Source organism: Sphingomonas sp., assembly GCF_042091075.1.
Taxonomy (GTDB): Bacteria; Pseudomonadota; Alphaproteobacteria; order Sphingomonadales; family Sphingomonadaceae; genus Sphingomonas.
The window spans coordinates 1-10640 of record NZ_JBELIE010000095.1; the positions used below are offsets into that span (position 1 = coordinate 1).

Genomic DNA, 10640 nt, shown 5'->3' on the forward strand with positions numbered 1-10640 from the left:
AGGGGGTCCCTTTTGCACGCCGATAGGGGGTCCTTTTTGGACGCCGATTGACAGGTGGATTCACGATCGATCATGCGCGCGAACTTCTGATACAGATCGCCGTAAAGCGCGCGATAGCGCTCAGGCAGCGAATTGGCGCCCGATCTTGAGCCGGTCACTGTCTGCTCGACCATGTTGGTCCGTACGACGCCTGGCTCGATCAGGATAATGTCGATACCCTGTCCGCGGGTTTCCCGACGAGCCGAATCGACGATCGCTTCGATGGCGTGTTTGGACGCACAATAAGCGGACAGCATCGGGCCGCCGACCCGTCCCCAAAGCGAGGCGAACAGGATGATCCGGCCATGCGTCGGCCGGATCAGCGGCAGCGCTTGGCGCAATACCCGCGCGGAGCCGACCGTGTTTACGTTCAATGCGTGACGCAGGGTGTCCAGCGGCTCAACCTCGACCGCACCCGATAGCGAAATGCCGGCGCAATGGACGACACAATCCAGCCCGGACTCGCTCAATTGGGCATTCGCGAAGCCAGCCTCCACCGACGCATCATCGCCCACGTCCATGGTAATGATCGAGACGGCGGGATTGCCCTCCAGACCGCATCGCTCTCCTGGCAGCAGTGCCGCTATCACACGATCGCCGCGCGATGCGGCGCGGTGCGCGAGTTCCCGACCCATGCCGCTGCCGGCCCCGGTGATCAGAATGGTCGGCACGGCTCAGATCCCCTTTGTCAAGGCGCGGGACTGACGCCCGATGGCCTTCAGCATCAAGGTGCTGGCGACGATGATCCATGCGCAAAAGATCGATAGCGGAATCCAGAATACGAACAGGCCGTTCCACGCGAACGGGCCGGTGCGGGGGATGAAGCCGAAGGCGCCAAGCTCAAACATGAAGGCCGTCCAGATCGTGTAATAGCCGAACCACCGCGGAAAGGCGGAGAGTTGATCTTGCGGTGCCGTAAGGCTCACCACCGCCAGCGCGACGAACTGAAAGATGAAATATTGGTCCGTCGTAACCAGCGTCAAGTTGGCCAGTTCATGTATTATCAGTGTTATATCGGCGGGACGATCTGGTGAAAACGCGGCAACGCCCCACAATAGCGGAGGAAATACTAGAAACATTGACATGAGGCAGCCGCCCGCGAATTGAAGGACGGACCAAATCGGCCACCCGGTTTCCATTCGTTTCATCTGAATCGATAGCACCAGGGCCAGCGGCACCATGAACGCGGCGACCCAGCTACATATTACAGCGCCGATCCGTATCGATCCACTATTGTTGCGGTAAATCTCCGCGACCTGGCTTGCCGTCAACGTCGCCGGTGGAAGCGGGACCATCCTCAACAGGAAGACGAAGCTGAGCATGAAGATAAACAACAATGTGAGCGACCACCAGATCAGTGCTCGCTGCGCCGAAATCGATACCGTCACGTCATCCTCCCCTTTATCATGATGCCCAGCCAAACAAAAATATCAGCGTGCCACCGACGAGCAGCAACCACATCATCATCAACAGGCGTAGCGGCCACCAAGCATCGCGCAATTCCATGAAGCGACTTGCGATCAGCCACGCCTTCGCCATTGCCAGGGCGATCACGAGTGATCCTGCCAACCGCTGGTCAGCCCAACGCGTGTCGAGCCAGGTGGCATAGGACAAGGCCGTCAGCAGCAAGAGGAGCAGCCATGTGGTGATAGCGCCGTGGATCGTCATCGATGCATGTACAGGATTGCGAAAAGTATTACCCATAGCAGGTCGACCATGTGCCAAAACAACGCAAGGGATTCCGTGAAAGGACTGTGCGTCGCTGGTTTTGCGATCAGGACTCGAAGATAGGCAAGCCCACCCAAACCCACCAATACATGAAAAAGATGAATGCCCGTCAGCGCGTAATAGAGCATATAGAAGTCATTAGTTACCGGGTAATGGCCCGACGAAATCTTAGCGGTATATTCCATCGCCTTGCACGCGACGAAACCGAATCCCAGGCCGATCGCACCGGCGACGCACCGCTGAGCCGCGCGGAAATTCTCCCGACGATTGAACGCTATCGCACAGACAACGAGCAATGAACTGGACAGCAGCAGCAGCGTGTTGAGGATGCCGGAAGCCTGGCTGAGTGTCCGCTGGGACTGAACGAAGACCGCGGGAGTTTGCGCGCGATAATAAGCGAAAGTCGCGAAGAGGAGCGCAAACACAAAAAGGTCGCCGAAAATCAGCACCCATACGCCAGGATCGCCGGGGATCCGTGGCGTGAGCGAAGGTGGCTTGGCCGGCCGGATCGTCACCGTCGGATCATCCTCTCAGTCCGGTCCTGGGTTGATGCGTTGGACCCTAATGGTACGATAGCTAACTTATCCGGGTTTTGGCAAGTCGGTTTCAGAGCTCTCCCGTGGGTACAACGTGCCGGGCATAGGAGCCGAAGGAAGCGCCTCCGGTCAAATCTCGCGACACTCATGCTTGCACAATATCGTATGCTAGGGTACTTGATTCGATGAGAGCGGGCGCAGGTCCGTCGCGATGAGGAGAGCGGGTGTGCAACTCGAAACCGACAGTGTCAGCAAAGGCCGGGCAACAGCCGTGAGCCCGCTTTACCCGGTGTTGCTCGGAAACGATACGCGCCCGGTTCCCGAGGCGTTCGCGGCAGTCGGCGAATGGCGCGTCGACGCGCCGAGCGTTGATCGCAGCCGCTATTATGATCGCGCATTCGCTGCCGCGGAAATGGAGCATCTCTGGAAGAAGACCTGGCAGGTCGTCGGGCGCAGCGAGGACATTCCCGCGGTGGGCGACCGCTTCTCCTATGACGTCGGCACGTTGTCCTTCATCATCGTGCGCAGCGATGCGACCACGATCCGGGCATTTTACAACAGTTGCCGCCATCGCGGAACGCGCCTGTGCACGGGACGGGGTGAGGGCGCGCATATCCGGTGCCCATTTCACGGCTGGAGCTGGACGCCCGACGGCGCTCCCTCGGTGATCCCCGGCCGATGGGACTTTTCCGGCGTTCCCGATGCTGCGCTCGCGCTGACCGAGGTGCGCTGCGCAACCTGGGGTGGAAACATATTCATCAATCCCGATCCGGCGGCGGAGCCGCTGGAAACGGCCCTGGGTGTCCTGCCGCAGCATTTCGCGGATTATGATTATGCCAATCGCTGGACCGCCGTCCATGTGCGCAAGAAGGTGCGGGCCAATTGGAAACTCGCGATGGAAGCCTTCATGGAGGGCTGGCATCTTTCCGAAACCCATCCGCAGGCGCAGGCCTGGAACGGCGATAGCTCAACCCAGTACGATATATGGGAGGATGCAGGCAGTCAGATCAGTCGGTCGATCACGCCGTCCGCCGTGCCAAGTCCCGAGCTGGGCGATGAGGCCGACGTCCGGCGTGCCATCATGGAGACGATCATCGCGGTGACGCCCCCGGGGATGCCGCTGCCCGACTTTGACTCCATCCCGACGCTCGATCGTGCCTTCGCGGCAGATTATCGTCGCCAGGTGCTGCAGGCGATGACGGGCAACGATGCGTCCGCCGCGTCCGATGCGTGGATGCTCGACGCGGTCCAGTATTTCATGTTTCCCAACTTCTTCCCTTGGCTTGGGGAGGGGGCGCCGCTCTGGTATCAGTTCATGCCGTTCGGCGACGATCCGCGCGAAAGCGTGATGGACGTCCGCTTCTTGCTACCGCTGCCGGCCGGTGGCCAGCGGCCGCCGAAGGCGCCGATGCTCGAACTCGACTTCGACGAGACCTATCGTGACCGGCAGGCCGGGTTCGGTCTGTTCGATGAGGTGTTCGACCAGGATATGGGCAATCTGCCTTTGATCCAGCGGGGTGTCGAAGGCGGCGACCCGGGGCGCGGTCAGGTGCATTTCGGTGCCTATCAGGAATGTCGACTGCGGGCGTTCCATGCGCGGCTTGGTCGCCTGCTCGACGTCTGAGCGGGCGGCAGCGCGATCCAGAACGCGCGCGAAATGGTTTGCCTGCGTACTATGTAGATGGCATGCAGTGTCGGCAATGAGGGAAGAGGGTGGCTTTGGCATACGACATCATCGTTGTTGGGGCGGGCAGTAACAGCCTGGTGGCCGCGGCCTATCTGGCGAAGGCGGGCAAGAGGGTGCTCGTTCTTGAGAAGAACGATCAATGCGGCGGCGGCGTCGTGTCGATCGAGATCGCGCCCGGCTTCATCCATGATCCGCATTCGACCGGCTATTATCCGATGATGTCGAACCCGGCGATCAAAGACAATGAACTGGAATTGACGACGCGGTTCGGCCTGAAATTCGTCAGATATCCTGCAGGGTTCGGCACGATCTACGACGACGGCACGCACATCACGGCTTTCACCGATCTCGATCGCAGCTGTGCGGAAATCGCCAAGTTTTCCAACAAGGATGCCGATGCCTATCGGGCTTTTGCGCTGGATGCGATCAGCGTGCTGCCGATCCTGTCGCGTGGTGCGGCCACCCCACCGATGCCGACGGCCAGCTTTCTCGGGATGCTGGAATCCAGCGCTTTGGGGCGACGCATCGCCGCTGCCTTCTTCAAAAGCTTCTACGAGGTCATCGACGATCTCTTCGAGACACCCGAAGTCAAGCTCCACATCCTGAAATGGTGCGCGGAGATGATGGAGGGGCCGGACGTGAAGGGGACCGGCGCGGTTCTGTGGAACCTGTTCGGCATGGCGCATACCCAGGACGGCGCGGCCCCGGTCGGGGGGGCGAGGGCGATCGTCGACAGCCTTTTGCGTTGCATCGCGGCGCATGGTGGCGAGGTGCGGACCGAGAGCGAGGTGACGAAGCTGGAAATCCGCTCGGGTGAAGTCCGCGGCGTATGGGTCGGCGACGAGCTGATCGAAGCGCGCGATGCCGTGGTCGCCAATGTTCATCCATGGAAGCTCGGCGCCTGGCTGCCGGATGTCGATCCCGAGATCGCGAGCGCGGCGCGGCGGGTTCATCTGTCCAACCATGGCGCGATCAACCAGCAGATCGCTTTGTCCGAGCCGCCGCGCTTCGCCGCGGGCGACCAGTTCGACGACGTGATGTGCGTCGAGTTCGTCCACAAGGACGTCGAACGTGTGCGCCGCGTCTTCGACGAGTATAAATACGGGCGTATCCCACAGGGCTGTCTCAGCCCACTGGCGATCAACCACACCCGCCGCGATCCGTCGCGCGCGCCCAGCGGGCAGTCAGCCCTCTATCTCTATCATTTCGCGCCTCTGGCACTCGCGGACGGCGGGCTGGAAGCATGGGCGCGGCCAGAGAACGGGCAGGCCTATGCCGACGCGATCCTGGATGAGTATCTGAAGAACGTCACCAATATCGACAGCTCCAAAATTATCGCCCGACACATCGAGACACCGCTCGATCATCACCATCATTCCGCGAGCATGATGAACGGCGACATTTTCGGCATCGGCTCGACGGTGGGCCAGTTGCTTGGCCGTCGCCCGACGCCAGAGCTGGCGCAATATCGGGTACCCGGCTTTACGGGGTTCTACCTCGCCGGCCCTTGCATGCATCCCGGTGGTACGGTGACGTTCGGCGGGCGCGCGACGGCGATGCGTATGGCCATGGATATGCGCATGGATCTCAAAACCATGTTCCCCGCCTTTTAAGGATGCGCGACGTGAGCAAAACGATGAAACTCTACGCCACCGACAATTCCGACTTGATGGAAGTCAGCGCCATCTATCCCGATGGCGACAATCTCGTCGTGGAAGGAACGATCATGGGGGCGATGCCGATCCGCGCGATCGTCAAGCCAGCCGAGATCCGCAAAGCGCTGGGAATCATGTCGGCGGGCACGAAACTGCATGCCGCGCGGATGCTCTACAAGCGCTCACGCTGAACAGGGGAAGAGACATGAAACTATTGGAAGGGCGGGTCGCTATCGTGACCGGCGCTGGCCGTGGGCTGGGTCGCGCGCATGCACTGAAGCTGGCGGAGCAGGGCGCCAAGGTCGTGGTCAACGATCTTGGATCGTCGGCTGCCGGCGAGGGGGTGGATGAAACCCCCGCGCAGGAAGTCGTCGCGGCCATTCGCAAGATGGGCGGCGACGCGGCCGTCAATACATCTGACGTGTCGGACTGGAACGCCGCGCAGGAGATGGTCGCGCAGGCGGTCGACACGTTCGGGCGGCTCGACATCCTGGTCAACAACGCCGGCATCCTGCGCGACCGTATGCTCGTCAATATGAGCGAGGATGAATGGGACTTGGTGGTGAAGGTGCATCTGAAGGGTACATTCGCCCCGCTGCATCATGCTGCCAATCACTGGCGGCTCGAATCCAAGGCTGGCCGGACTGTCGACGCCCGCGTGATCAACACGACCTCGCATTCGGCCCTGTTCGCCAATATCGGGCAGGCGAATTACGCGGCGGCAAAAGGGGGTATCGCCACGCTGACGCAACTCGCCGCGCGCGAGCTTGCCCGGATCGGCGTGACGGTCAACGCTATCGCCCCTCGCGCGGAAACCCGCATGACGGCCGGCCTGAGCCAGGGCCAAAGCGAAGAGCGCATGGCGCGTCGCGACCCCGAGTGGATCGCAACGTTGGTCGCGTGGCTGGCCAGCCCGGAAGCCAGCAGCGTTTCGGGGCGCATCTTCGAGGCATGGGGCTATGGCTATTCGGTGATCGAAAGCTGGCAGCATGGTCCACAGATGGAGGCGTCGAAGGATCCCGCCGCAATCGGTGCCGATGTGCTGCGGATCACGGGGTTCGCGCGGGCCAACGCGGGCATCGACCGAAACACTTGGCTCAACCCCTGACAAAGAGGCGGGCGACACCATGACAACGCAGATCTTGCTGCCCAAACTGGGCTTTTCCATGAACGAGGGGGAACTGGTCGAATGGCTCGTTCCCGATGGCGGGCAGGCGGTCGCCGGGGAGCCGCTGTTCGCGCTCGAAAGTGACAAGTCGACCCAGGAAGTCGAGGCGCCAGTGAGCGGGACGCTCCGTATCCTGAAGCCGGTCGGCGAGACCTATCCCGTTGGAACCGTCCTGGGCGAGATCGACTGATGCGCGACGTCCCGTCCATGCTGGCGGGGCTGAGCCCCATGCCGAATACCGACTTTTCGGCCTTCGGCCCGGTCGAGCTGGAGCCGCTGAGCAAGATACAGCGGCTCACCGGCGCGTTCCTCGGCAGAAACTGGGTGACGATCCCGCACGTCACGCATCATGACGAAGTCGACGTCACGACCTTGGAGGAGCGGCGGGCGACCTGGAATGCGACGCACCCCGAGGCGAAATTGACGCCGGTGGCGCCGCTGGTGAAGGCGATGGCGATCGCGCTGGCGGAGAACCCGCGCTTCAACACCGCGCTTTCGGCGGACGGTATGCAGATCGTGCGAAAGGGCTACGTTCATATCGGCGTGGCCGTTGACACCCCGCGCGGGTTGCTGGTCCCGGTCATCCGTGACGCCGATCGCAAAACGGTGCGTGAGATCGGTGCCGAACTCGCGGAGCTTGCTGCCCGGGCGCGTGACAAGGGCCTTCCGATGGCCGCCATGGAAGGTGGGTGCATCACCCTATCGTCACTCGGTCACATCGGTGGCACGGCCTTCACGCCGATCATCAACGCGCCCGAGGTTGCCGTGCTGGGCGCCTTGGCCATTCAGGAGCGTCCGTTTCGCGGCAGCGACGGCGACATCGCCTGGGCGAAGCGGCTGCCTCTGTCGCTCAGTTATGACCATCGCGTGATCAACGGCGCCGATGCGGCACGCTTCGTCCAATCGATCGGTCGCGCCTTCGCCGATCCGGCCTTGCTCATATGACGGGGGCGCAATCGTCAGGTGGTCTGTTGGAGACGGGCTCCATGCGGTTGCCGGCGGATTATCCGCGCATCAATGCCGAGCGCGCGCCCGACGCGACAGCAATGTCGTTCAACGGACGGAGATGGACGCACGCCGCCCTCGATCGTGCGAGCGATGCCGTCGTCCGCCTGTTGCGCGACCGTGGTATCGCGCGCGCAGATCGTATCGCCTATCACGGGCGCAATCGCGACCTGTTCTTTCCCGTGCTGTTCGGGGCGATGCGTGCTGGCGTGGTGCTGGTGCCGGTCAACTGGCGCAACACTGCTGCGGAAACCCGCCACGTGCTGGACGATTCCGGCGCGAGCCTGGTGTTCGCTGACACCGAATTCCTGCCGGTGGTCGAGGCGGCGAGCGATGGACAGGTGCCGGTGATCCTCGTCGACGGAGCCGGGCCGGATGGATTGCAGCACCTGCTGGATCACAGCATTCCGGCGGACGCTACGCCGAGCGATCCGCATGCGCCGGCGCTGCTGCTGTATACCAGTGGTACGACGGGGCGGCCGAAGGGCGCGCTGGCGAGCCAGTTCGCGCTTGCCGCGCAGCGCCATGCGGAGCGATGCAGCGGTCATTTCGACGACTGGGGTGACGACGAAATCCTGCTGTCGCCACTCCCCAACTTCCATATCGGCGGCTTGTCCTGGGCGTTGAGCGCCTTCGTGCGCGGCGTGCCACTGATCGTCAGCGACAATCCCGCCCCCGCTGCCATGCTGGATACGATCGGCCAGAAAGGGGTGACGCGCGCATTCATGGTGCCCACGCTGGTGCGTGGGTTGATCGACGAAATGCATGCGCGCGGCCTGACCCGGTCCACCTTGCGCGGCATCCATTATGGCGCGGCCGCGATGGACCCTCAATTGCTCGATCGCTCGGTCGCGACGCTCGGTTGTCGTTTCCTGCAATATTACGGCATGACCGAGGTCGGCGGCAGCGCCACCGTACTGGGGCCGGCGCTGCACGATCCCGCGCGACCGCATCTCCTGCGTTCAGTCGGGCGACCGCTGCCGGGCTTCGAGCTGAGCGTCCGGGACCCTGAAGGCGCGCTGCTTCCGCCCGACGTGCCCGGCGAGATATGGATCCGCGGACCAAGTCTGACCGCAGGCTATTGGCGTCGCCCGGATGCCGATGCGGAGGCGATGGTGGACGGCTGGTATCGTACCGGCGACGGTGGCCGCCTGGATGAGGAAGGCTTCCTGTTCCTGACGGACAGGATCAAGGACATGATCGTGAGCGGCGGCGAGAATGTCTATCCCGCCGAGGTGGAGGCGGCATTGCGCGACCATCCGGCGGTAGCCGATTGCGCGGTATTCGGTTTGCCGCACGCGAGATGGGGCGAAGGGGTAACGGCGGCGGTCGAACTGCGGCCGGGACATAGCATAAACGCGGAGGATCTCATTGATTTCGCCCGCACGCGCCTGGCCGCCTTCAAGATTCCCCGGCGGATTGCCTTCGGCGTGACCTTGCCGCGCACCGCATCTGGCAAGGTTCAGCGCGGCGTTCTCCGTTCTGCCTTCATGGCCATGGAGGAGAAGGCGCAGTGAACTTCGCCCGGACAGACGAGCAATTGATGCTCGCCGATATGGCTGACCGGCTGCTGGCCGAGGCCAATGATTTCGAGGCGCGCCGCCAACGGTTGGGCACTGCGAACCCCGACCGTATGGCCCTGTGGCCCACATTGGTGGAGCAGGGGCTGCTGGGTGCATTGATACCCGAGGAGGCAGGCGGCTTCGGCGGCGGAGCGCGCGATCTCGCCGTCGTGATGGCGGCAGCCGGACGTCACCTCGTGGTCGAACCGTTGCTCGCCGTGGCGGTAGCCGCGCGCTTGCTGCATCTTGCCGGACACGATGTCGAGACGATCGTCGCGGGGGGCCGCGTTGTCGTCCTGGCGCACGACGAGGGGGTTGACCCGTTCGCACCGCGCGGCACGCTCGGCGAATGCGATGCAGATGGCTGGCGGATCAGTGGCGAGAAGCCCGCTGTGCGACATGGCGATTTGGCCCACGCCTTCATCGTCTCCGCCACGGTCGACGGCGAGGACGCTCTCTTTCTGGTGGATGCCGTGGCGAACGGTGTCCGGCGTGAACCGATGCGCTCGATGGACGGCGCGTCCACGGCAACCGTGTACCTCGATCGCTGTCGCGCACAGCGGCTCGACCTCGATCCGCGGTATCTCGGCGAGGCGATCTCGCGCGTGTCGCTGGGACTGGCGGCAGAAACGGTCGCGATCGCCGCGGCGATGCTCGAACGAACGTGCGCCTATCTAATTGTCCGAAAGCAATTCGGCGTTCCCCTTGCGACGTTCCAGGCTCTGCAGCATCGCGTCGCCGACATGAAGGCGGCATTGGAAGGGGCGACCGCCCTGGTCGAGCGCGCGATCGGGTTCGTGGATCGCGGGCTGCACTTAGGCGCGGCTTACGCCGCCAAGGCGCTGGCAGACGATAGCGGCAGGCTTGTTGCCCACGAGGCTGTGCAGATGCACGGCGGGATGGGCGTGTCGGACGAACTGGACATCAGCCACTACCTTCGACGGCTGGCTGTTATTCGGGCAAGTCACGGCGGCGCGGCGGCGCATCGCGCGCAGGTTGGCGATCTTGCTGGCATCGTCGACCCAAATGATCCCCTAGACTCGTTTCGGAAGGAGGTCGCCGCCTTCGTGGCCGGACACCTGCCACCGGATATCATGGACAAGGCCGCGCGTGGTCTGGAGTTCGGCAAGGATGACTTTGTCGCCTGGCAAAAGGTCCTTCGGGCGCATGGGTGGTTCGCTGGTGCATGGCCGGTCGAGCACGGCGGCCGCGGGTGGGATCTCGAACGCCAGCTCGCCTTCGTGCAGGAGGTTGGGCGCG

12 protein-coding genes are annotated in these 10640 nt (G+C 63.0%); 8 read left to right on the forward strand and 4 right to left on the reverse strand.

What is annotated here, in order from left to right; translation table 11 throughout:
* From ACFDSW_RS10530 to ACFDSW_RS10545, 4 genes are all read right to left on the reverse strand, one after another.
* A partial coding sequence (locus tag ACFDSW_RS10530; RefSeq protein ID WP_375250247.1) for an SDR family NAD(P)-dependent oxidoreductase occupies positions 1-710 on the reverse strand: 710 nt, incomplete at its 3' end.
* Between the two features lie 3 nt (positions 711-713).
* On the reverse strand, positions 714-1427 hold the full coding sequence (locus ACFDSW_RS10535) for a hypothetical protein (RefSeq protein WP_375250248.1): 714 nt from the start codon (positions 1425-1427) through the stop codon (positions 714-716).
* A gap of 16 nt (positions 1428-1443) precedes the next feature.
* Entirely contained in the window at positions 1444-1707 is a 264-nt protein-coding gene (locus ACFDSW_RS10540) for a cytochrome C oxidase subunit IV family protein (protein WP_375250249.1), read from the reverse strand.
* Positions 1704-2282: a cytochrome c oxidase subunit 3 gene (locus ACFDSW_RS10545; RefSeq protein WP_375250250.1), complete on the reverse strand. Its 579-nt coding sequence runs from the start codon at positions 2280-2282 to the stop codon at positions 1704-1706. Before ACFDSW_RS10545 ends, ACFDSW_RS10540 begins: the two co-directional genes overlap by 4 nt.
* A gap of 292 nt (positions 2283-2574) precedes the next feature.
* On the opposite strand from ACFDSW_RS10545, the gene ACFDSW_RS10550 reads away from it, so the two are divergent.
* The 8 genes from ACFDSW_RS10550 to ACFDSW_RS10585 all read left to right on the forward strand — a co-directional run.
* Positions 2575-3927 (forward strand): Rieske 2Fe-2S domain-containing protein, encoded by a 1353-nt coding sequence (locus ACFDSW_RS10550; protein ID WP_375250251.1) that lies wholly within the window; start codon positions 2575-2577, stop codon positions 3925-3927.
* 89 nt (positions 3928-4016) lie between these two features.
* On the forward strand, positions 4017-5603 hold the full coding sequence (locus ACFDSW_RS10555) for a phytoene desaturase family protein (RefSeq protein ID WP_375250252.1): 1587 nt from the start codon (positions 4017-4019) through the stop codon (positions 5601-5603).
* 11 nt (positions 5604-5614) lie between these two features.
* Positions 5615-5836, forward strand: coding sequence for a hypothetical protein (locus ACFDSW_RS10560; protein WP_375250253.1), 222 nt, complete (start codon positions 5615-5617; stop codon positions 5834-5836).
* 14 nt (positions 5837-5850) lie between these two features.
* Positions 5851-6753 (forward strand): SDR family NAD(P)-dependent oxidoreductase, encoded by a 903-nt coding sequence (locus ACFDSW_RS10565; protein WP_375250254.1) that lies wholly within the window; start codon positions 5851-5853, stop codon positions 6751-6753.
* Between the two features lie 19 nt (positions 6754-6772).
* On the forward strand, positions 6773-7003 hold the full coding sequence (locus ACFDSW_RS10570; protein ID WP_375250255.1) for a biotin/lipoyl-containing protein: 231 nt from the start codon (positions 6773-6775) through the stop codon (positions 7001-7003).
* Positions 7003-7758 (forward strand): 2-oxo acid dehydrogenase subunit E2, encoded by a 756-nt coding sequence (locus ACFDSW_RS10575; RefSeq protein ID WP_375250256.1) that lies wholly within the window; start codon positions 7003-7005, stop codon positions 7756-7758. The genes ACFDSW_RS10570 and ACFDSW_RS10575 overlap by 1 nt, the downstream gene beginning before the upstream one ends.
* A 26-nt stretch (positions 7759-7784) precedes the next feature.
* Positions 7785-9335, forward strand: a complete 1551-nt coding sequence (locus tag ACFDSW_RS10580; RefSeq protein WP_375250257.1) for an AMP-binding protein — start codon at positions 7785-7787, stop codon at positions 9333-9335.
* On the forward strand, positions 9332-10640 hold a 1309-nt coding region (locus tag ACFDSW_RS10585; protein ID WP_375250258.1), incomplete at its 3' end, for an acyl-CoA dehydrogenase. The genes ACFDSW_RS10580 and ACFDSW_RS10585, both read left to right, overlap by 4 nt.

Bases quoted from the DNA above. Each gene is read 5' to 3' on its own strand.
- ACFDSW_RS10540 (WP_375250249.1), bottom strand. From the start codon at position 1,707: ATGACGATCCACGGCGCTATCACCACATGGCTGCTCCTCTTGCTGCTG.
- ACFDSW_RS10565 (WP_375250254.1), top strand. From the start codon at position 5,851: ATGAAACTATTGGAAGGGCGGGTCGCTATCGTGACCGGCGCTGGCCGT.
- ACFDSW_RS10570 (WP_375250255.1), top strand. From the start codon at position 6,773: ATGACAACGCAGATCTTGCTGCCCAAACTGGGCTTTTCCATGAACGAG.
- ACFDSW_RS10575 (WP_375250256.1), top strand. From the start codon at position 7,003: ATGCGCGACGTCCCGTCCATGCTGGCGGGGCTGAGCCCCATGCCGAAT.